We start from the raw sequence: 21,412 nt of genomic DNA, 5'->3' as shown, positions 1-21,412 counted from the left end.
TCGCGCACCTTCCTGGCCACCGCCGCGGCGCGGGCGCACCTTCCCGCCGTCTGAACGGCTTCCCGCGCCCGCCGTCCCGCCACCATTCCCGTTCCCCGCCACCACGAGGAGGGGCATGCCCAGCACACCCGAGGACTTTCGCACCCCCGCCCACCAGGCCACCGACACCCCCGGCCACCAGCCCGCCCCCAGCCCCCGCGTCGTCGTCATCGGTGCCGGCATCGTCGGCTGTTCCCTCGCCGACGAGCTGACCGCCCGGGGCTGGACCGACGTCACCGTCCTGGAACAGGGCCCCCTGCCCGCCCCGGGCGGCTCGACCTCGCACGCCCCCGGGCTCGTCTTCCGGACCAGTCCCTCGAAGACGCTCGCGGAGTTCGCCAAGTACACGGTGGAGAAGTTCCGTTCACTCAAGGTGGACGGTGTCGCCTGCTTCGACCAGGTCGGCGGCCTGGAACTGGCCACCACCCCCGAGCGTCTGGCGGAGCTGCACCGCAGGGCCGGCTACGCCGCCTCCTGGGGCATCCGCGCCGAGGTCGTGAGCACCGCCCGCTGCAAGGAACTCTGGCCCCTGCTGGACGAGTCGATGGTCCTCGGCGGGCTCCACACCCCGGACGACGGCCTGGCCCGGGCCCTGCTCGCCGCCCGCGCCCAGATGGACCGGGCCACCGCGCGCGGCGCCCGCTTCCTGGAGCGGCACACGGTCACCGGTATCGAGCAGGAGCATGGCCGGGTCACCGCGGTCGTCACCGACCGGGGCACCTTCCCGGCCGACCACGTGGTCTCGGCGGCCGGCTTCTGGGGCCCGGTCGTCGGCGCCATGGCCGGTGTCGACGTACCGCTGCAACCCCTCGCCCACCAGTACGCGAAGACCGCTCCACTGCCCGAATTGAGCGGTGCCGCGGCAGAGGCGACCCGGCCGACCCTGCGCTTCCAGGACCGCGACCTGTACTTCCGCGAGCACGGCGACCGCCTCGGCATCGGCTCGTACGCGCACCGGCCGATGCCGGTGGACCCGTTCGCCGTACCGGCGTACGACGAAGCACGTGCCCGGGACATGCCGATGCCGTCCTCGTATCCGTTCACCGCCGAGGACTGGGCGCCGAGCTGGGAGGACTGCCGGCGGTTGCTGCCCGCCCTGCGGGAGTCGCGGATCGAGGCCGGTTTCAACGGTGTCTTCTCGTTCACACCGGACGGTATGCCCCTCCTCGGGGAGACGCGGCAGTTGCGCGGTTTCTGGCTGGCCGAGGCGGTCTGGGTGACCCATTCCGCCGGTGTGGCCAGGGCGGTGGCCGAGTGGATGGTCGACGGACGGCCGTCCCTCGACGTGCACGAGTGCGACCACACGCGGTTCGAGGAGGTGCAGCGTTCACCGTCGTACGTGCGTGAACGCGGCTCACAGCAGTTCGTCGAGGTGTACGACGTGCTCCACCCCCTCCAGCCGATGGAGCGTCCACGGCCGTTGCGCGTCAGCCCCTTCCACGCCCGTCAACAGCAGCTCGGCGCCTTCTTCCTGGAGGGGGCTGGCTGGGAGCGCCCGCACTGGTACGAGGCGAACGCCGCGCTCCTCGACGACCCGGGCGGCCTCGACGGTCCCGGCGCCCCCGGCGGCCTTCCCGAACGTGACGCCTGGTCGGCCCGCTACTGGTCCCCCATCGCCGCCGCCGAGGCCATGGCGACCCGGGAGACGGTCGCCCTGTACGACATGACCCCGCTGCGCCGCCTGGAGGTGACCGGCCCCGGCGCCCTCGCCTTCCTCGACCGGATGACCAGCAACAACCTGCGCCGGAAACCCGGAGCCGTCACCTACACCCTGCTGCTCGACGAGACCGGAGGCATCCGCTCCGACCTCACCGTCGCCCGCCTCGCGCCCGACCGCTTCCAGATCGGCGCCAACTCCCCCGCCGATCCGGACCGGCTGCTGAGGTACGCGCCGGACGACGTGCGGATCCGGGACATCACCTCCGGCACCTGCTGCGTCGGCGTCTGGGGCCCCCTCGCCCGCGCCCTGGTCCAGCCGCTGACCCCGGACGACTTCTCGCACGAGGGCTTCGGCTACTTCCGGGTGAGGCAGACCTGGCTCGGGCACGTGCCGGTGACGGCGATGCGGCTCAGCTACGTCGGTGAGCTCGGCTGGGAGCTGTACACCACGGCCGACCTCGGCCTGCGGCTGTGGGACACGCTGTGGGAGGCCGGACAGGAGCTCGGCGTGATCGCCGCCGGCCGCTCCGCCTTCGACTCCCTGCGGCTGGAGAAGGGATACCGGGCCTGGGGCACGGACATGACCGACGAGCACACCCCCTTCGAGGCGGGCCTCGGCTTCGCGGTCCGCATGGACAAGGAGGAGTTCGTCGGCCGGGAGGCCCTGCGTGGACTGCCCGAGCCCACCCGGCGGCTCACCCCGCTCCTGCTCGACGACCCCGCGGCCGTCGTCCTCGGCAAGGAGCCCGTCCACGTCGACGGCGTCCCCGCCGGGTACGTGACCAGCGCGTCGTACGGCTACACGCTCGGCCGCTGTGTGGCCTACGCCTGGCTCCCGGCGGGCCTGCCCACCGGCACGGGCGTCCAGGTCGTCTACTTCGGCGAGAAGGTCGCGGCCACCGTCGCCGACGAGCCGCTGTTCGACCCGAAGATGACCCGCATCCGCCGCTAGGAGGCCCCGTGTCACCGTCCTACGACGTCGTCGTCATCGGTCTCGGCGGCATGGGTGGCGCCGCCGCCCACCACCTGTCCGCGCGCGGCGCCCGCGTCCTCGGCCTGGAGAGGTTCGGTCCGGTGCACAGCCGCGGCTCCAGCCACGGCGGTTCCCGGATCACCCGGCAGTCGCACTTCGAAGACCCGGCGTACGTACCGCTGCTGCTGCGCGCCTACGAGCTGTACGAGGACCTGGCCCGTGCCACCGGCCGGGAGATCGCCGTGCTCTGCGGCGGGGTGATGATCGGGCGCCCGGAGTCGCGGACCGTCGCCGGCGCGCTGCGCTCGGCAGAGCGGCGGGACCTGCCGCACGAGATGCTGGACGCGAAGGAGATCCGCCGTCGCCTCCCGACCCTGAGTCCTGACGACGACGAGGTGGCGCTGTACGAGTCCAGGGCCGGCCGGCCTGCTCCGGCCCGAGAACACGGTCGCCGCCCACCTCCAGATGGCCACCCGGCAGGGCGTTGCGCTGCACTTCGAGGAACCGGTGCTGCGCTGGGATCCGTACCGCTACGGTGTGCGCGTCCACACGGCCGAGAACACGTACACCGCCGCCCAGCTGGTGATCTGCCCCGGCGCGTGGGCGCCGCGGTTCCTCGCCGACGTGGGGGTGCCGGTCACCGTCGAGCGGCAGGTCATGTACTGGTTCCAGCCGAGGGGCGGCACCGGACGGTTCGTCCCCGAGCACCCGAGCACCACCCGGTCTGCATCTGGGAGGACGCGGCCGGCGTCCAGGTGTACGGCTTCCCGGCCATCGACGGCCCCGAACGGGGCGCCAAGGTCGCCTTCTTCCGCAAGGGCCGCGTCACCACGCCGGAGACCGTCGACCGGACCGTGGACGAGGACGAGGACGAGGTCACGGCGATGGCGGACCACATGGCCCGCTGCGTCCCGGAGTTGCCCGGCACCTTCCTCACGGCCGCCACCTGCATGTACTCGACCACGCCCGACGAGCACTTCGTGATCGACCGGCACCCGGTACACCCGGAGTCGGTGACCGTCGCCTGCGGGTTCTCCGGGCACGGCTTCAAGTTCGTCCCGGTCGTCGGCGAGATCCTGGCCGACCTGGCCCTTACCGGCTCCACCGCGCACCCGATCGGCCTGTTCGACCCCGCCCGCCTCGCCGCCGCGCCCGCCTGAGGCTCATCCGAACGAGGAGCACGCCCGTGACGTCGACCCCGATCTCCCCGAGCCTCATCGCGACGCTGCCAGGTCGGTACTACACCGACCCGGACATCTTCCGGCGGGAACAGGAGGCCCTTTTCGAGTCCCTGTGGTTCTGCGCGGTCCGCAGCGCCGACCTGGCCGGGCCGGGCGCCTTCCGTACGGTCCAGGTGGGCCGCGAGAGCGTCCTGGTCACCCGCACCCGGACCGGTGAGCTGCGCGCGTACCTCAATGTGTGCCGGCACCGGGGGGCCCGGCTGTGCACCGAGGAGTCCGGCGAGGTGCGGCGCGGCCTGCAATGCCCGTACCACGCATGGACGTACGACCTTGACGGCAGGTTGATCGCCGCACCCAGCTTGATCAAGATGCCGGACGTCGACCGGGTCGAGTACGGGTTGATCAAGGTGGCCCTGCGCGAATGGCTCGGCTACGCCTGGGTGTGCCTCGCCGACGCGCCGCCCTCATTCGAGGACACGGTGATGCACGCCGCAGTCGAACGGCTCGGAGACGCGGCCGCGATCGAGCACTACGGCACGGACAACCTGGCGCTCGGCAGACGCATCACCTATGACGTGAGGGCCAACTGGAAGCTGATCGTCGAGAACTTCATGGAGTGCTACCACTGCGCGACTATCCACCCCGAACTCACGGAGGTGCTCCCGGAGTTCGCGGACGGGTACGCGGCCCAGTACTACGTGGGCCACGGCGCGCGGTTCGGCGAGGAGGTCCAGGGCTTCACGGTGGACGGCAGCGCGGGCTTCACCCGACTGCCCGAGCTGAGCGAGGAGCAGGACCGCCGCTACTACGCCATCACGGTCAGGCCGACGGTGTTCGTCAACCTCGTGCCCGACCACGTCATCCTGCACCGCATGTTCCCGCTGGCCGAGGACCGCACGGTCGTGGAGTGCGACTGGCTGTACGCGCCGGAGGTGGTGGCGTCGGGCGCGGACGTGTCCAAGTCGGTGGAGCTGTTCCACCGCGTCAACGTCCAGGACTTCGCGGCCTGCGAGCGCACCCAGCCGGCGATGTCGTCGCGCGCGTACCGCGACGGCGGTGTGCTGGTCCCCAACGAGCATCACATCGGGATCTTTCACGAGTGGCTGCTGAACCGGCTGGGAGGCTCCCGTGCCTGACCTCTTCGTCGACGGAGTGTGGCGGGGCGCCCTGGACGGGCGCACCCGGGAGATCCGCTGTCCCGCCGACGGCTCCCTGGTCGGGGTCGTGGACGAGGCCGGAGGCAAGGACACGGTGGAGGCGATCGCGGCGGCCCGGCGGGCCTTCGACGCCGGCCCCTGGCCGCACACGGCGCCCTCGGAGCGCGGGGATCTGCTGCTGCGGGTCGCGGATCTCCTCCTCCGCGACAAGGACGCCCTGGCCCGCGCCGAGTCCCTGGACACGGGCAAGCGGCTGGTGGAGAGCGCCTACGACATCGACGACGTCGTCGGCTGCTTCCGCTACTTCGGGCGGCTGGCCGCGTGCGAGAGCGGGCGGGTGGTCGACACCGGCCGGGACGGTGTCGACAGCCGCGTGGTGCACGAGCCCGTCGGGGTGTGCGCCCTGATCACGCCCTGGAACTACCCGTTGCTGCAGACCGCGTGGAAGGTCGCCCCGGCGCTTGCCGCGGGGAACACCTTCGTGCTCAAACCGAGCGAGCTGACCCCGCACACCGCGATCCATCTGCTGCGGCTGCTGGCGGAGGCAGGACTGCCGGCGGGTGCCGGGAACCTGGTGCTGGGCGCCGGTCCGGAGGCGGGCGCCCCGCTCGGCGACCATCCGGACGTCGACCTGGTCTCCTTCACCGGCGGTCTGGCGACCGGGCGCCTGCTGATGGCGGCCGCGGCCGGCACGGTGAAGAAGGTGGCGCTCGAACTCGGCGGCAAGAACCCGAACATCGTCTTCGCCGACGCCGACTTCGAGGCGGCGGTCGACATGGCGCTGACCGCCGTCTTCCTGCACTCCGGCCAGGTGTGTTCCGCCGGGGCCCGGCTGCTGGTGGAGGACTCGCTGCACGAGCGGTTCACGGCCGAGGTCGTCCGGCGGGCGCGGGGCATCCGGCCGGGCGGCCCGTTCGAGGAGCGGGCGCGGACCGGACCGCTGATCTCGGCGGCCCACCGGGCGAAGGTCGAGGCCTATGTGGCGAAGGGGCTCGCGGAGGGCGCGGTGCTGCGCTGCGGCGGCGCGCGGCCCTCCGGACCCGGCCTCGACGAGGGCTTCTACTACCTGCCGACCGTCCTCGACGCGTGCACGAGCGGGATGTCGGTGGTCCGGGAGGAATCCTTCGGGCCGGTGCTCACCGTCGAGCGGTTCACCACCGAGGAGGAGGCCGTGCGCCTCGCCAACGACACGGTCTACGGCCTCGCGGGCGCCGTGTGGACCCGCGACGAGGGCCGGGCCGCCCGGGTCGCGGCGGGGCTGCGCCTCGGCACGGTCTGGATCAACGACTACCACCCGTACGTGCCGCAGGCCGAATGGGGTGGTTACAAGCAGTCCGGGTTCGGGCGTGAACTCGGACCGGCGGGGCTCGCCGAGTACCGCGAGACGAAACACATCTGGCGCAACACGGCGCCGGCACCACAGGGCTGGTTCGACTGACAGCCAGAGGAGTCCGCTCATGACGACCACCGAGCAATCGCCAGGCCCGCACCACCGGGACGACGCCGAACTCGCCGAGTTCGGCTACCGGCCCGAACTCAAGCGCACTCTGGGCACCTTCCACACCTTCGCGGCCGGGATCAGTTACATCTCCATCCTGACCGGCACCTTCCAGTTGTTCTACTTCGGCTACGGCAGCGGCGGCCCCGCCTACTGGTGGTCGTGGCCCATGGTGTTCGGCGGGCAGTTCGCGGTGGCCCTGTGCTTCGCGGAACTGGCCGCCCGCTACCCCGTGGCCGGTTCGGTCTACAACTGGTCGAAGAAGATCGGCAATCCGCATCTCGGCTGGCTCGCCGGGTGGATGATGCTGATCGCGTCGATCGTGTCCATCGCGGCGGTCGCGCTCGCCTACCAGCTGACGCTGCCGCAGATCTCCGCCACGTTCCAGTTCGTCGGCGACGGCACCGGCAAGTACGACGTGGCGACCAACGCCGTCGTCCTGGCGGCCGTGTTGATCCTGTTCACCACGCTGGTCAACGCGTTCGGCGTCAAGCTCATGGCGACGATCAACACGGCGGGCGTGTTCATCGAGTTGATCGCCACCGTCGTCCTGATCGTCCTGTTCGCCGTCCACATCACCCGCGGCCCGCAGGTCGTCATGCAGACGAACCACACCGGCGCGGGGTACTCGACCGGCTACCTCGGCGCCTTCCTCGTGGCCTCCCTGGCGTCGGCGTACGTCATGTACGGCTTCGACACGGCCGCCTCGCTCGGCGAGGAGTCCCTGGACCCGTCCCGCAACGCCCCGCGCGCCATCATCCGCGCGATCGTCGCCTCCTTCGTCCTGGGCGGCCTGGTGCTGCTGCTCGCCCTGATGAGCGTCTCCAGCCTGAAGGGCGACAAGCTGTCCACGGACGGACTGCAGTACGTGGTGCTCGACGTGCTCGGGCCGACGGCCGGCAAGGCGATGCTCTGGTGCGTGCTGATCGCGGTCACGGTGTGCGCGCTGGCCGTGCACACGGCGGCGATCCGCCTGGCGTTCGCGATGGCCCGGGACAACAACCTGCCCGCGTCCTCGCTGATGGCCCGGGTCAGCCCCCGCTTCCGGACCCCGGTCCTGCCGGCCGTGATCATCGGTGTGCTGGCGCTGGCGATCCTCGTGGTCAACATCCGCCAGCCGCAGATCTTCACGGTCGTCACCAGCATCGGCATCGTCATGATCTACCTCGCCTACCTGGGCGTCACCGCGCCCATGCTGGTGGCCCGGCTGCGCGGAAAGTGGCAGCCGGCGGGCGGGGGCAGGTTCTCACTGGGCCGCTGGGGGCTGCCGGTCAACATCATCGCGGTGGTGTGGGGCGCCGCCATGACGGTCAACCTGATCTGGCCCCGCGCCGCGGTCTACAACGCGAGCGCCCCCTACCACTGGTACCTGCGCTGGGGCGCGGTGCTGTTCGTCGCGGTCATCGCGGGCGGTGGCTTCGCCTACTACTGGTTCGTCCAGCGCCATCGCACCGGCGTCCTCGCCGAGCACCGCTCGGAGGTGCCGCCGGGCGCGCCCGCCGCTCCCCTCGCCGCTCCGGCGTCCGACTGATTCCCCCGTTCCCGGCCGGCCAGGAGGTCATATGAGCATCGACGAGTTCGACTACGTGGTGGTGGGCGGCGGAACCGCGGGCAACGTCGTGGCGGCACGCCTGACCGAGAACCCCGCGGTGACGGTGTGCGTTCTGGAGGCGGGCCCGAGCGACGTCGGCGACGACGCCGTGCTGCGACTGGAGCGCTGGATGGGGCTGCTGGAGTCCGGGTACGACTGGGACTACCCGGTCGAACCGCAGGCCACCGGCAACAGTTTCCTGCGTCACGCGCGCGCGAAGGTGCTGGGCGGCTGCTCCTCGCACAACTCCTGCATCGCCTTCTGGGCGCCGGCGGAGGACCTGGACGACTGGGCGGCCCGTGGCTGTACGGGCTGGAGCGCGGCCGACCTGTTCCCGCTGTACCGGCGGCTGGAGAACAACGACGCGCCCGGCGACCACCACGGCCGCACCGGCCCCGTCAGGCTGCGCACGCTGAAGGGCGGCGACCCGTGCGGTGCGGCGCTGCTGGAGGCGTGTGCGCAGGCCGGCATCCCGACGGTCCCGTTCAACACCGGCAGGACCGTGGTGCGCGGGGCGAACTGGTTCCAGATCAACTCGGACGAGAACAACGTCCGTCAGTCCTCGTCGGTGGCCTATCTCCACCCCGTGCTCGGCAAGCGCCCCAATCTCGACGTCCGGACCGGGGTGCGGGCCCGGAAGCTGGTGCTGGAGGGGCGCAGGTGCGTGGGCGCCGAGTACCTGGACCCCGATCTGGTGCACACCCGCACGGTGCGGGCGCGGCGCGAGGTGATCCTCTCGTGTGGCTCGATCGACTCCCCGAAGCTGCTGATGCTTTCGGGCATCGGCCCGGCCGCCCATCTGCGGGAGGTCGGTGTGGACGTGGTCGTCGACGCCGCGGGCGTCGGCGAGAACCTCCAGGACCACCCCGAGGGCGTGATCATGTGGGAGGCGAAGCAGCCGATGACCGCCACGTCCAGCCAGTGGTGGGAGGCGGGCGTCTTCTACGACACCGAGCCCGGCCTCGACCGGCCCGACCTGATGTTCCACTACGGCTCGGTGCCGTTCGACATGAACACCGCGCGCTGGGGCTACCCCACGTCGGAGAACGCGTTCTGCCTGACGCCGAACGTGACGAGGGCGAGGTCGCGCGGCACGGTACGGCTGCGGACCCGGGACTACCGGGACAAGCCGAAGGTGGACCCCCGGTACTTCACGCACGAGCACGACGTGCGGGTGATGACGTACGGGCTGAGGCTGGCGCGCCGCATCGCGGCCCAGCCCGCGCTGAGCGGCTGGGCGGGCGCGGAGCTGGCGCCGGGGCCCGACGTCCGGACGGACGACGAACTGCTGGACTACATCCGCCGCACGCACAACACCGTCTACCACCCGTCCTGCACCGTGCGGATGGGGGCGGACGACGACCCCGCGGCCCCGCTCGACGCGCGGCTGCGGGTCAAGGGCGTCGAGGGGCTGCGGGTGGCCGACGGGTCGGTGATGCCGGACCTGATCGCCGTCAATCCGTGCATCACGACGATGATGATCGGCGAGAAGTGCGCGGACCTCCTGAAGGAGGACGCGCACCGACTCGGCACCTGAGGTCGCGGGGCGGCTGCCGGACGGCGGTGGCCGCGCCCACGCCCCTCACGACGTGCTGCCGGCAGGTTTCTTGTACATCCGGGTCGCCGTGATCTCGCTGTGGACCGCCTCGCCCGCCTGCGGCTGTGGCGGCAGGCCGGGCCTCAGGTGCTCCTCCACGCTGATGTACTTCAGGCCCGCCCTGAGGTCGGCGTCGTTGCGCAGACGGATGACCAGCGGGAACTCGGCCAGCGCCGTCGTGTCGAACAGGCCGGTGGTGTACAGCAGCTGGACGCCCAGCGCGTCCGACACGGCCCGCTGGAGTTCCAGCAGGTAGGTGGCGTTGGCGCGGCCGATGGGGTTGTCCAGGAAGAGCGTGCCCGCGTGCCGCTGCTTGTCGCGGCCCCGGTCGTTCGAGCGCAGGGCGGCCATCGTGCAGTACAGGGCGATGGCCGCGGTGAGCAGCTGACCGCCGGAGAAGACGTCACCCATCTGGCCGACGGGGACGCGTTCGGCGCGCAGGACCGCGTCCGGCTTGAGGATCTCGACGGCGACGCCCTTCGGCTGGAGGGCCGCCCCGACGCCGCGCAGCAGCAGGGACATGCCGTCGCGGCGCAGGTCGGAGTTCCTCTTCACGGCCGCGCGCGTGGCGTCGTCGATGACGTCGCCGAGCCGTTCGGTGAGCGTGGCCTGGTCGGGCTCCTCGAAGCGGATGCGCAGGAACTCCTGCCCGGACCATTCGCCCAGGCCCTCGGGTAGCCGGGAGAGCCGCTGGGCGGACCGCAGGGTCGCCAGCGCCGACTCCACGAGTCCGCGCAGCCGGTCCACGATCGAGTCCCGGTTGCGCTCCAGCTGGGCGAGCTCGTCCGTCAGGACGCGCAGCCGCGGCGCGAAGGCGTCCGCCCACTTCTGGGCGTGCTCGGGCAGCGCGGCGGCGGGCAGTTCGCGGATCTGCTGCCGGGCGGGCGTGCGGACCTGTTCGTAACGCGTGGAGTTGGCGTGCCGGACGAGGACGTCGCTCGCCTCGCGCACGCCGGCCTCGGCGGCGGACAGGTCGGCGGCACAGCCGCGCAGCGAGCGGCGGCCCTCGGCGGCGGAGTGCCGGGCCTCCTCCAGGCTGCCGGGGTACGGCTCCGGCTCCTCCTGCTCCTCGTCGGGGGTGTGCTCGCGAAGCAGGTCGCGGAGCATGGCGGCGATCTCGTCGAAGCCGCCGGCCGCGTCCTCGGCGGCGCGGTGGGCCTCCAGCAGCTCCGCGTGCGCCTCGCGGGCCCCGGCCAGCGCCTCGGCGCGCGCGGCCAGTTCGGCCGTGGCCGTGCGCAGCAGCGCCTGGGCGTGCTCGGCGTCGCACGGGAGGAGTTCCTCGGGCAGCTCGGTGTGCGCCTCGCCGTCCTCGGGCGCGTGCCGCTCCGCTTCGCCGCGCAGCCGGCCGAGCTGCTCGCTCGCGGTCGACATCCGGGTCTCCAGGAGCTGCACCAGTTCCTCGGCACGGGTGGCGGCCGCCTGCCGGGAGGGTCCGTCGGAGCCGTCGGGCGACTGGAGCAGCTGCTCGGCTCGGGTGCGCACCTTGTTGCTGAGCCGGTCGAGTTCGGCGCGGGCGGCGCTCTCGTCGCTCTCCGCGCGGGCCTGCTCCGCCCGTAGGTCGGCGCCGACGCCGACCTTCTCGTACAGCTGGGAGGCGGCCCGGTAGGCCTCGCGCAGGGCGGGCAGGGACGCCTCGGGGGCGTCCGCGCCGTCGTCCGGTACCTCGTCGGGGGCGCCCGCGATCTCGGAGCGCTCGGCACGCAGGGCGCGCGCGGTGCGGCGGGCGTCGTCGGCGGCGCGCTGGGCGCCCCGGCGGTCCTCGTCGGCGGCGCGGGCGCGGTCCAGACAGGTCTGGGCGCGGGCCTCTGACTCGGCGGCGTCATCGGCGAGTTCGCGCAGCTTCGCCTGCCAGCCGGCGCGTTCGCGGAGCCGGAAGGCGAGTCCGGCCAGGGCGTCGGCGGCGCGGCGGGCCTTCTGCGCGGCCTCCTGCCGTTCGTCGCGGATCTGCGCGGCCTCGGCGGCGGCCTCGTCGGCCTCCGCGCGCGCGGTCCGCGCCTCGGCGAGTTCGGCCTCGGCCTCCTCGGCGAAGGCGCGGGCCTCCTCGGCGGCGCGGGTCAGTTCGGTGAGGCGCCCCGCGGGGCAGCCGGTGCGCCAGGAGGCGAGCCGGGCGGCCAGTTCACGGTCCTTGCCGAGCCGGGTGGCGAGGGTGCGGATCTCCTCGTCGCGTTCGCCGGCCCGCGCGCGCAGGGCATGCCGTTCCTCGTCGGCGGCGTGCTCGTCGTGCATGGCCGGGTTCGGCGGCACGAGGAAGACGTCGCCGGGGCCGGCGTCGTCGGCGGGGGTCGGGGCGAGCAGGGCCGCGGCCGTGCCGACGGCCACGGCGGAGCGGGGCAGCAGGGCGGCGTCGCCGAGGGCCTCGCGGGCCCGCGCGTGGGTGTCGGGGTCGGTGATGATCACGCCGTCGACGAGTTCGGGGCGGGCGGCGAGCACGCGCGCGTGGTCGGCGGGGTCGACGGCCTGCGCGAGGTAGCGCCAGCCGGGCAGCGCGGGGATGCCGTGCTCGCCGAGGAACTCGACGGTGGCCAGGACGTCGGGGCCGGGCGGCAGCAGTCCGCCGTCGCCGAGGGCGCCGAGGATCCGGGCGTCGTCGGCGGCTGCGGTGCGCAGTTCGAAGAGGTGCCGTTCGGCGGCGGACACGGCGTCGTCGAGGAGGGCGCGCAACTCGTCGGCGAACCGGTCGAGTTCCTCGGCGGTGAGCGGGCTCTCGGCCGGGGCCGCCGGGTCCGCGGCCGGCGTGTCCGGTGCGCCGTCGTCCGCTCCGGTCCTGGGGGCGGGCACGCCCACGCGTGCCGCCCCGGGTGCGCCCGGCAGGCTCAGCAGTTCCGCCAGCCGCTCCTCGGTGGCCAGCGACTCGGCCAGGCGCCGCTCGGCCTCGTGGGCGCGCTCGGCAGCCGTACCGGCGTCGGCCGCGCGGGCCGCCGTCAGTTCGGCGCGGGACTCCGCGGAGGCCGCCTCGCGCGCGTGCTCGGTGGTCCTGCGGGCGGCCTCGCGGGCCGCGTCCCAGGCGGCCACGGCGGTCTTCTCGGCGTCGCTGGCGGCGAGCGCGGCGCGTGCCGGGTCGGCGTCCGGGGAGCTGTCGTCCAGCCAGCCGGCGCGGACGGCCTCGGCGGTCTCCTGCTCGACCTCGGTGAGGCGCTGGCGCAGGTGACCGGCCTCGCTGCGGGCGCGCTGCGCCTCGGTGGCGGCCGAGGTGGAGTCCCGGTAGGCGCAGTCGCTGACCTCCTGGAGGGCGGCGGAGCGCTCCTCCTCCTCGTTGGCGAGGGCCTCGGCGCTCTCCGCGGCCGCCTGCAGGGCCCGTACGAGGTCCACGGCGGCCTTGGCGCGGGCCGCGAGCGCGGGAGCCGCGTCGCGTTCGGCCTCCTGGATGGCGGCGGACACGCGCGCGGCGCGGTCGGCGGCGGCGCGGTGGCGCAGTACGGCTTCCGCGGCCTGCCAGGCGGAGTGCAGGGTGCGGGCGTCGGCGAGCTCGCGCTTCTGCGCCGCGGCGGACTTCTCCGCGGCGGCGAGCGCCAGGGAGGCGTGCCGGTAGGCGAGTTCGGCGGCGACCAGGGCGCTGCGCTCGCGTGCGCCTTCGGAGTGGGTGACGCTGTACGCGGCGGCGGTGACCCGCTGGGCGAGGTCGGCGGCGCGTACCCGTTCCCGCACGGCCCGCGCGGACAGCCGTCGGGCCAGTGTGCGGGTACGGCGCTCGGCGCCCGCGTGGACGTCACGCGCGCGTCCGCGGGCGTCGGCGGCCTCGACGATGCGTCCGAGCAGGTCGACCGAGCCCGCGGTGAAGTCGCGTTCGGCGATCAGTTCGGCGCGCCGGCCGAGCTTGTTGCCGAAGCCGCTGACGAGGTCGGCGAGGCCGTCGGTGTCGCGGGTGTCGGTGACCGCGCGCAGCAGCAGGTCGGTGAAGTCGGAGTCCTTCTTGACCGCGAAGAGACCGGCCGCCTCGCCCTCGTCGGCGTTCATCTCGCGCTGGTAGCGGAAGAGTTCGGGGTCGAGGCCGAGGGCGCCGAGGTGCTCGATCCAGCGGTCGTGGATCTCCTCCCAGTGCACCTCCAGGTGCGGGTAGGCCTTGCCGGCCTCCGTGAGGGCGTCGCGGAAGCCCTTCATGGTGCGGCGGCGGCCCCGGGCGCCGGAGGCGCCCTCGACGGGCGGCCGAACGGCGGTGGACTCGGCCACGGGCAGGTTGTCCAGGCTGAGGCCGGGGCCGGGCCGGAACGAGTACCAGGCCTCGGCGAACTTCCGCGGGTCGTTGGAGACCTGCCGGCCGCGCCACTCGCTGGCCTTGCCCACGACGACGCACTCGCCGGTCTGCACGTGCTGCCACTCCAGGGCCACGTGCCCGCAGTCGTCGGCGAGCAGGAACTTGCGCAGCACGCCGGAGCTGGCGCCGCCGAGGGTGTTGCGGTGGCCCGGAAGCATCACCGAGAAGATCAGCTTGAGCAGGACGGACTTGCCGCCGCCGTTCTCCAGGAACAGCACGCCCGCGGGGGCCGGCCGGCGCGGCGGCCCGGACGGCTCCTCCGCGAAGAACTCCGCCTGGGTGGGCGCCGGGTCGGGCACGGGCTGGCCCACGCCCCGCAGGTCAAGCACGGTGTCGGCGTAGCGCGCACCGGCGGGACCGATGGAGTAGAGGCGGACCCGGGACAGCTCGTACATGGCGGACTCTCGTCAGTCTTCTGGCGGTTCAGGGGGTTCAGGGGTGCGAGGGCGCGTGGAACGGCAGACCGGCGTCGGCCACCAGTTCCAGGTCGTCGGTGTCCTCGGCCGGCAGCAGGCTGGCGGTGCCGTCGGTGACCGGGACGACGCCCAGGTCGAGCAGTTCGGCCATGGCGGCGCCACCGGCCATGTCGCGCACCTGGAGTTGGTAGCGGGCCGTGGTGCGGTAGGTGCCGCCGCTGTCGTCGCCGGTGCGCTGGAGGAACCCCGAGTCGGTGAGGAAGGCCACCGCCTTCGCGACCATGCCGGTGGTGGAGGCGGCCGGACGGCGGGCGTCCTTGGTGGCGCCGGTGGCGCTGCGGCGGGCCCAGATCCGCCAGGCGGCCTCCAGGCCGGGGGCGTCCGTCGCCGGGTCGGTGTTCACGCCGTGTTCCTCGGCGCGCTCCTCCAGGCGCCGGCAGGCCTGCCGGACGAAGGCATCGACGCCGTTGACCGAGACGCGGCCGATGTAGGTGTCGTCGGCGAGGTCCTCGGGGCGCGGGAACGCCAGGGCGGCGACGGCGAGATGGGCGAGTCCGTGCAGGAAACGGTCGCCGGCGTCGGCGGCGGTGCGACGCGCGTAGTCGCCCATGCGGACGGCGAACACCGAGTCCTCGGCGGCCGTCACGGCCATGCCCGCGCGCGGGGAGACCTCCAGCACAACCAGTCCCAGGCCGGCGGCGACCGCGTCCGCGAGCCGAGCGAAGGGCGGGTCGTCGCGGTAGCGGCGCAGCAAGTCCGCGTATTCCTGGTCGCGGGCGGGCTGCAGTTTGGGCTGCAGTCCGAAGGCGACGAGCCGCGCCGCGTCGGCGGCGTCGGCGGGGGTGACGGCGGCGGATGCCGACGGGGCCGGGGCCTCCGTGTCACTCCACTCGACGTGCTCGCTCACGGCGTTGACTCCTTGTCGCGTTCTCGGTCACTCATGCTGCTTCCGTCCTGTCGGCCGCCATCCCCGCCGCGTCCAGCAGGGCCGTCCCGACGATCAGATCCGCCCCGCCGAACTCGGGGTCGTCCAGCTCCGTCCCGTCGTCCACGGCGAACAGCAGCTTCTCCTCGCCCTGGCGGTAGGCGGTGCCCACCGGGGGGCTGGCGGCGTGGACCGCCAGCAGGGCGACGAGGTAGGCCAGAGCGGGGTCGCCCGTCCGGCGTGCCTCGGCGAGCAGTCCGGACAGTCTCCGGGGCGCGTCCGCCGGGAGGTCCAGCAGGTCCGTCGCCGCGGCCAGCTGCTCCTCGCTGAAGCGGCTGTCGTCCGGTGTGGCGATCAGGTCCGGCTCGGGCATCTCCGCGCCCAGGTGCTCACGCTCCACCGGCGGCGTCAGCAGGATGTCGACCAGGTCGGCGACGCGCACCGACACCGGTGTCCGCAGGCCGGTGCCATGCGCGAAGAACGCGTCCGTGACCCGGATCGCCTGCTCCAGGGGCAGCGGCAGCAGGGGGGCGACGAGGTGACCGTAGAGATCCGTTCCGGAGGTCGTCGCGGGGGTGGCGAAGGCCTGCCGGTCCTGCTCCGCGCGGAACAGCGGGCCGGCCTCCAGCAGGCGCGACTGGAGCTGGGTGTGGCGCCGGATGCAGTCCTTGACGATGTCGACCAGTTCGGCGGCGCGGCGCTTGTGCTCGGCGTCCTCGGTCTCGTCCCGGGCCTTGCGGATGTTGGTGAGGATGGCGTTCTCGTGGCGGTAGCGCTCGGCCACGTGGTCCAGGGCCTCGGCGATCATGTCGGGCACGGCGCCCAGCCAGTCCACCGCGCGGACGTTGCGCCGGGTGGCGTCGAGGGCGCGGCGCAGGGTCTCGGAGTACTGCACCGTGCGGTAGCGGGCCTGCTCGGCGGCGAGCTGGGCGTCGGCGAGGCGGCCGCGGTTGATCAGTACCTCGAGCTTGACCTCGGCGGCGATCTGGGCGCTGGTGACGTCGGTGTCGAGGGCGCCGACCAGGACGTTGACCGCCTCGTCGGTGGTCCGCAGGTAGACCGTGCCGCCGGGGCCGGGGACCTCTTCGATCAGCTTGAAGTCGTAGTCCCGGCGGACGTAGCTGCCGTCCGGCGCGAAGGTGCCGTAGACGGCGCGGAAGCCGCGGTCGACGCTGCCGACGTTGATCAGGTTCTCCAGGACCCAGCGGGCCACCCGCTCGTGCTCGGCGGTGGGGCGGTGGGGGGCCTGGGCGCCGATGCGCGGGACGAGCCTGGCCACGATCTGCTCGTGGTCGGCGCCGGTGTCGAAGTCCATGTTGAGCGTGACCAGGTCGATGGCGGCCAGCGCCACCTCGGCCATCCCGTACACCGAGTACTCGCCGGCCAGGTTGGCCTTGCGTGCGTCGAGGTCGTGCAGCGGCGCGGTGCAGGCGAGCGCGCGCAGCCGACGCGCCAGCCCCTCGTCGGCGGCCGGGCCCGGCGCCGGGCGCGGCCCCGCGCTGAGCTGGGGCGGAACGCTGTCCGTCGATGCAGGCGAAGTCACGGTGCACAGACTAGGTCCTCGGTCTGACATCGACCCAAACGAGAGGCTCCGCCGGTTTGGCCCCCCTGGAGTCGGGGCGCTCCTACTCGGCGCCCTCTTCGCCGACCCGGCGCCGGTACACCTCGACCACGCGCTCCAGGGAGTCCGCGAGGTAGGTCTGCAGCAGGTGTTCCGCCGTCGTCCGCTCACCGGCCTGGAGGGCCTGCAGGATCCGGCGGTTGCGGGCGAGATACGGCTCGTGCAGCCGGCGCGGGTCGTCGACGACATGGAAGGCCAGCCGCAGCTCGGCGAAGACGCTGCGCATCAGTTCGTCGGTGCGTTCGCTGCCGGCGAGGGCGACCAGTTCCTGATGGAAGTGGATGTTGGCCGTGCCCATCGCTTTCCAGTCATTGTCGGCGGCCGCCGCATCGCCCTCCGCGACCGCGGAGGCCAGTCCGTGCAGCGGGTAGGGCGGCTCGCCCAGGCCGCGGACGACGGCGCACTCCACGAGGGAGCGCGTGCGGTAGATGTCCTCGACGTCCTCGACGGTCAGCACCCGGACGAACACGCCCCGGTTGAGCTCGTGGATCAGCAGGCGCTCGTGCGTGAGCAGCCGGAACGCCTCGCGCAGGGTGTTGCGGGAGACGCCGAGCGCCCCGCCGATCCCGTCCTCCGACAGCCGGGTGCCGGGTGGGAAGTACCCGTCGGCGATGCGGCTTCTGAGGATGTCCGAAACCCGCTCCGCCGTGCTCGTGCGCCCCAGGAGGGCGCGGTCGTCGGCCAGTCCCGCCAGCTGCTCTGCCATGCCCGGAATTCAATCGCACGCACCGGAACGAGACAACGTAGGTATTGAAGGATCGTTGAACGATCCCCTACGGTGCTCCGCACGGCTCACTTCCCAGCACCCTCCGTCCCCCTACTGCGAGGTGCCCATGAGCACGACACCACCGCCCCGGCCGGCCCCCTCCGGCGTACGGCCGGCGCACGGCGAACGCACCGCCGACGACGGCGCGTTCGGCTGGCTCCGCGCCCTCGGTCCGCGTGGCCGACGCGCCTTCGCCGGAGCTTTCGGCGGATATGCCCTGGATTCCTACGACTACTTCACGCTGCCGCTGAGCATGGTGGCGCTCTCCGCGTACTTCGGCCTCAGCAGCGGCCAGACCGGCCTGTTCACCGCGGTCACCCTGGTGGTGTCCGCGGTCGGCGGCGCCGTGGCAGGGGTGGTCGCGGACCGGGTCGGCCGGGTCCGGGCCCTGATGATCACGGTGATCGCGTACGCGGTCTTCACGGTGGCCTGCGGCTTCGCGCCCAGCTACGAGACGCTGCTGGTCTTCCGCGCGCTCCAGGGGCTCGGCTTCGGCGGCGAGTGGGCGGTGGGCGCGATCCTGGTGGCCGAGTACGCGAGCGCCCGGCACCGGGGGCGCACGCTCGGTGCGGTCCAGAGCTCCTGGGCGGTCGGCTGGGCGCTGGCCGCGGTCGTCTACACGCTGGTCTTCACCTTCGTCGGGGACGACCTGGCCTGGCGCGTGATGTTCTGGACCGGCGCGCTGCCCGCGCTGCTGGTGGTGTGGATGCGGCGTCGGGTCCACGACGCCCCCACGGCGACGGCGGCCCGCGAACAGGACCCTGCGCGGGGCTCGTTCGCGGCGATCTTCCGCCCGGGCCGGAACGGCGCCCCGGGTCTGCTGCGCACGACCGTGTTCGCGAGCCTGCTCTCCACGGGCGTGCAGGGCGGCTACTACACGCTGGCCACCTGGGTGCCCACGTACCTGAAGTCCGAGCGCGGCCTGTCGGTCGTCGGCACGGGCGGCTACCTGACGTTCCTGATCTCCGGCGCGTTCCTCGGCTACCTGACCGGCGGCCACCTCACCGACCGGCTCGGCCGGCGGAACAACATCTGGCTGTTCGCGCTGCTGTCGGCGGTGTGCGTCCTGGCCTACGCGAACATCCCGCACGGTGCCGACACCCTGCTGCTGGTGCTCGGCTTCCCGCTCGGTTTCTGCATGTCGGCCATCTTCAGCGGCTTCGGGTCCTACCTGAGCGAGCTGTACCCGACGGCGGTGCGCGGCACCGGCCAGGGCTTCACGTACAACACCGGGCGCGCGGTCGGGGCGGTGTTCCCGACCCTGGTGGGCTTCCTCGCGGACAGCTGGGGCGTGGGCGGTGCGCTGGTCTTCGGGGCGCTCGGCTACGGGCTCGCGGCCCTCGCGCTGCTCGGGCTCCCGGAGACCCGTGGAAGGGAACTGGCGTGACGCGGCCGCACCGTACCGAGGACCGGCCGGTCGCCACGGCCCGCGAGCACGCGCACGCGTGGAGCCCGGAGACCGCGCGGGCCCGTTTCCGCGAGGGCCTGGCCGGACCCACGGCCGGGGTCGCCGCGGGCCACACGCAGGCCAACCTGATCGCCGTACCCGCCGACTGGGCCTACGACATGCTGCTGTTCTGCCAGCGCAATCCCAAACCGTGCCCGGTGCTCGACGTCACCGACGCCGGCTCCGCGACGACCGTCCTCGCCGAGGGCGCGGACCTGCGCACCGATCTGCCGCGCTACCGGGTGTGGCAGGACGGCGAACTCGTCGACGAGCCGACGGACGCGCGCGCGTACTGGCGGGACGACCTGGTGTCGTTCCTGCTCGGCTGCAGCTTCACCTTCGAGTGGGCGCTGGCCCGGGCGGGCGTGCCGATCCGGCACGTCGAGCAGGGTCGCAACGTGCCGATGTACGCGACCGGCCGCGCGTGCCGGGAGGCGGGCAGGCTGCGCGGCCCGATGGTGGTGTCGATGCGCCCGGTGCCGCCCGAGCACCTGCGCGCCGCGATCCGGGAGAGCAGCCTCCTGCCGGCCGTGCACGGCGGCCCCGTGCACTGCGGAGATCCAGCCGCCCTCGGCATCGAGGACCTGGACCGGCCCGACTTCGGCGACCCGGTCGTCCTCGACGACGGCGACATCCCGGTGTTCTGGGCCTGCGGGGTGACTCCTCAGGCGGCGGTCATGGCCTCCAGGCCGCCGTTCGCCATCACCCACGCACCGGGGCAGATGTTCCTGACCGACGCCCGTGACGAGCAGTACCGACTGGTCGGCGTCGACTGACACCGGTGCCGCCGACTCGCGGCCCCGACCGCACCCGAACGCACCCGAACGGGAGACACGAGAGCACCATGACCGCGATCGATCTGAACGCCGACCTCGGCGAGGGCTTCGGCCGCTGGCGGCTGACCGACGACGAACAGCTGCTGTCCGTCGTCACCAGCGCCAACGTGGCCTGCGGGTTCCACGCCGGGGACGCGGCGACCATGCGCCGCGTGTGCGAACTGGCGGCCGAGCGCGGGGTGACGATCGGCGCGCAGGTCTCCTACCGGGACCTCGCCGGGTTCGGGCGGCGCGCGATGGACGTGCCGCCCGCCGAGCTGGCGGCCGAAGTGGCCTACCAGATCGGCGCCCTGGAGGTGTTCGCGCGGGCCGCCGGGGCGCGCGTGGCGTACGTCAAACCGCACGGCGCGCTCTACAACCGGGTCGTGCACGACGAGGAGCAGGCCCGTTCGGTGATCGACGGTGTGCTGCTCGCGGACGCCTCGCTGCCCCTGCTGTGCCTGCCCGGCTCGCGGCTGCTGGAGCTGGCCGCCGGGGCGGGGCTGCCGGCCGTCACGGAGGCGTTCGCGGACCGCGCGTACACCGACGAGGGCACGCTGGTGCCCCGCGGCCGGAACGGCGCCGTGGTGACCGACCCGGAGGCCGTCGTGGAGCGCTCGGTGGGCCTCGCGCGGTCCGGCGTGGTCACCGCGCACTCCGGCACGCGCGTCCAGGTGCGCGCCCGCTCGCTGTGCCTGCACGGCGACACGCCCGGCGCGGTGGACCTGGCCCGCCGGGTGCGCGAGCGGCTGCTGGCGGCCGGGGTGCGGGTGGAGGCCTTCGCGTGAGGACGCTTCCCGTCGGCGACGACGCGCTCCTCGTCGAGGTGGCCTCGGGCGAGGAGGCGCAGGCCCTCCATGCGGAGCTGCTGCGGCGCCGCGCGGAGGGGTCGCTGGCCGTGCGCGAGATCGTGCCGGCGGCCCGGACGGTCCTCCTCGACGGCCTGGACGACCCGGTCCGCCGGGCCGCGGAACTGGCCTCCGCCGCGGTGCCGTCGGCGCCGCCCCACGCGCGGGAACCCATCGACCTGCCCGTGCGCTACGACGGCCCGGACCTCGGGGAGGTGGCCGCGCACTGGGGTGTGCCCCGCGCGGAGGTGGGCCGCATCCACGCGGGCACCGAATTCACGGTGGCCTTCTGCGGATTCGCACCGGGCTTCGGGTACCTCACCGGACTCCCGGGCCGCTACGACGTGCCGCGCCGGGCCACCCCGCGCACGACGGTCCCGGCCGGCGCGGTCGCCCTGGCCGGCCCCTACACCGGCGTCTACCCGCGTTCCTCGCCGGGCGGCTGGCAGCTGATCGGAACGACGGACGCCGTGCTGTGGGACCACACGCGCGTACCGGCCGCCCTGCTGTCACCGGGAGCGCGCGTGCGGTTCGTCCCGGCGGAGGACTTGTGAACGGGCCACGCGCGCGTGCACGGCGTACCGACGGCGGGCGCCACGACCGGCCACGCGCGCGTACGCGTGACAC

General features: G+C 73.4%; 13 protein-coding genes and 1 pseudogene. 10 read left to right on the top strand and 4 right to left on the bottom strand.

Features of this window, described 5'->3' with window-relative positions:
- Positions 1-115 precede the first annotated feature (115 nt).
- The 6 genes and pseudogenes from BLW57_RS32290 to BLW57_RS32265 all read left to right on the top strand — a co-directional run bounded on the left by BLW57_RS32290 (position 116) and on the right by BLW57_RS32265 (position 9,635).
- Complete coding sequence (locus BLW57_RS32290; protein ID WP_256339634.1) at positions 116-2,650, top strand: GcvT family protein; 2,535 nt, start codon at positions 116-118, stop codon at positions 2,648-2,650.
- A gap of 8 nt (positions 2,651-2,658) precedes the next feature.
- A pseudogene (gene solA / locus BLW57_RS32285) lies at positions 2,659-3,831 on the top strand (N-methyl-L-tryptophan oxidase).
- Positions 3,832-3,857: 26 nt separating this feature from the next.
- Positions 3,858-4,988 carry an aromatic ring-hydroxylating oxygenase subunit alpha gene (locus BLW57_RS32280; protein ID WP_093479267.1) on the top strand — a complete coding sequence of 377 codons (1,131 nt, stop codon included), beginning with the start codon at positions 3,858-3,860 and terminating at the stop codon, positions 4,986-4,988.
- Entirely contained in the window at positions 4,981-6,447 is a 1,467-nt protein-coding gene (locus BLW57_RS32275; RefSeq protein WP_093479266.1) for an aldehyde dehydrogenase family protein, read from the top strand. The genes BLW57_RS32280 and BLW57_RS32275 overlap by 8 nt, the downstream gene beginning before the upstream one ends.
- A 19-nt stretch (positions 6,448-6,466) precedes the next feature.
- Positions 6,467-8,038, top strand: coding sequence for an APC family permease (locus BLW57_RS32270; RefSeq protein ID WP_093479265.1), 1,572 nt, complete (start codon positions 6,467-6,469; stop codon positions 8,036-8,038).
- 31 nt (positions 8,039-8,069) lie between these two features.
- The gene (locus BLW57_RS32265) at positions 8,070-9,635 is read left to right on the top strand and encodes a GMC family oxidoreductase (protein ID WP_093479264.1); all 1,566 of its coding nucleotides are present in this window, start codon (positions 8,070-8,072) and stop codon (positions 9,633-9,635) included.
- A gap of 45 nt (positions 9,636-9,680) precedes the next feature.
- On the opposite strand, the gene BLW57_RS32260 is transcribed toward BLW57_RS32265, so the two are convergent.
- The 4 genes from BLW57_RS32260 to BLW57_RS32245 all read right to left on the bottom strand — a co-directional run bounded on the left by BLW57_RS32260 (position 9,681) and on the right by BLW57_RS32245 (position 17,615).
- The gene (locus tag BLW57_RS32260; RefSeq protein WP_093479263.1) at positions 9,681-14,342 is read right to left on the bottom strand and encodes a hypothetical protein; all 4,662 of its coding nucleotides are present in this window, start codon (positions 14,340-14,342) and stop codon (positions 9,681-9,683) included.
- A gap of 37 nt (positions 14,343-14,379) precedes the next feature.
- Positions 14,380-15,270 carry a hypothetical protein gene (locus BLW57_RS32255; protein ID WP_093479262.1) on the bottom strand — a complete coding sequence of 297 codons (891 nt, stop codon included), beginning with the start codon at positions 15,268-15,270 and terminating at the stop codon, positions 14,380-14,382.
- Positions 15,271-15,301: 31 nt separating this feature from the next.
- The gene (locus BLW57_RS32250) at positions 15,302-16,831 is read right to left on the bottom strand and encodes a hypothetical protein (RefSeq protein ID WP_093479261.1); all 1,530 of its coding nucleotides are present in this window, start codon (positions 16,829-16,831) and stop codon (positions 15,302-15,304) included.
- Positions 16,832-16,913: 82 nt separating this feature from the next.
- Entirely contained in the window at positions 16,914-17,615 is a 702-nt protein-coding gene (locus tag BLW57_RS32245; protein ID WP_093479260.1) for a GntR family transcriptional regulator, read from the bottom strand.
- A 127-nt stretch (positions 17,616-17,742) separates the two neighbouring features.
- Here BLW57_RS32245 and BLW57_RS32240 point away from each other — a divergent pair, with 127 nt between their 5' ends.
- The 4 genes from BLW57_RS32240 to BLW57_RS32225 all read left to right on the top strand — a co-directional run bounded on the left by BLW57_RS32240 (position 17,743) and on the right by BLW57_RS32225 (position 21,339).
- Positions 17,743-19,062 (top strand): MFS transporter, encoded by a 1,320-nt coding sequence (locus BLW57_RS32240; RefSeq protein WP_093479259.1) that lies wholly within the window; start codon positions 17,743-17,745, stop codon positions 19,060-19,062.
- Positions 19,059-19,898 (top strand): putative hydro-lyase, encoded by an 840-nt coding sequence (locus BLW57_RS32235; protein ID WP_093479258.1) that lies wholly within the window; start codon positions 19,059-19,061, stop codon positions 19,896-19,898. The genes BLW57_RS32240 and BLW57_RS32235 overlap by 4 nt, the downstream gene beginning before the upstream one ends.
- A gap of 68 nt (positions 19,899-19,966) precedes the next feature.
- Positions 19,967-20,725 (top strand): LamB/YcsF family protein, encoded by a 759-nt coding sequence (locus tag BLW57_RS32230; protein ID WP_093479257.1) that lies wholly within the window; start codon positions 19,967-19,969, stop codon positions 20,723-20,725.
- On the top strand, positions 20,722-21,339 hold the full coding sequence (locus tag BLW57_RS32225) for a 5-oxoprolinase subunit B family protein (protein ID WP_093479256.1): 618 nt from the start codon (positions 20,722-20,724) through the stop codon (positions 21,337-21,339). Before BLW57_RS32230 ends, BLW57_RS32225 begins: the two co-directional genes overlap by 4 nt.
- Positions 21,340-21,412: the final 73 nt, after the last annotated feature.

Origin of the sequence: Streptomyces sp. 1222.5, assembly GCF_900105245.1 — a bacterium.
Lineage (GTDB): Bacteria > Actinomycetota > Actinomycetes > Streptomycetales > Streptomycetaceae > Streptomyces > Streptomyces albidocamelliae.
The sequence above is the reverse complement of the archived record's forward strand: the minus strand, read 5'-3'. Positions and strand labels throughout refer to the sequence as shown.

Bases quoted from the DNA above. Each gene is read 5' to 3' on its own strand.
- BLW57_RS32290 (WP_256339634.1), top strand. From the start codon at position 116: ATGCCCAGCACACCCGAGGACTTTCGCACCCCCGCCCACCAGGCCACC.
- BLW57_RS32270 (WP_093479265.1), top strand. From the start codon at position 6,467: ATGACGACCACCGAGCAATCGCCAGGCCCGCACCACCGGGACGACGCC.
- BLW57_RS32265 (WP_093479264.1), top strand. From the start codon at position 8,070: ATGAGCATCGACGAGTTCGACTACGTGGTGGTGGGCGGCGGAACCGCG.
- BLW57_RS32260 (WP_093479263.1), bottom strand. From the start codon at position 14,342: ATGTACGAGCTGTCCCGGGTCCGCCTCTACTCCATCGGTCCCGCCGGT.
- BLW57_RS32245 (WP_093479260.1), bottom strand. From the start codon at position 17,615: ATGGCAGAGCAGCTGGCGGGACTGGCCGACGACCGCGCCCTCCTGGGG.
- BLW57_RS32240 (WP_093479259.1), top strand. From the start codon at position 17,743: ATGAGCACGACACCACCGCCCCGGCCGGCCCCCTCCGGCGTACGGCCG.
- BLW57_RS32230 (WP_093479257.1), top strand. From the start codon at position 19,967: ATGACCGCGATCGATCTGAACGCCGACCTCGGCGAGGGCTTCGGCCGC.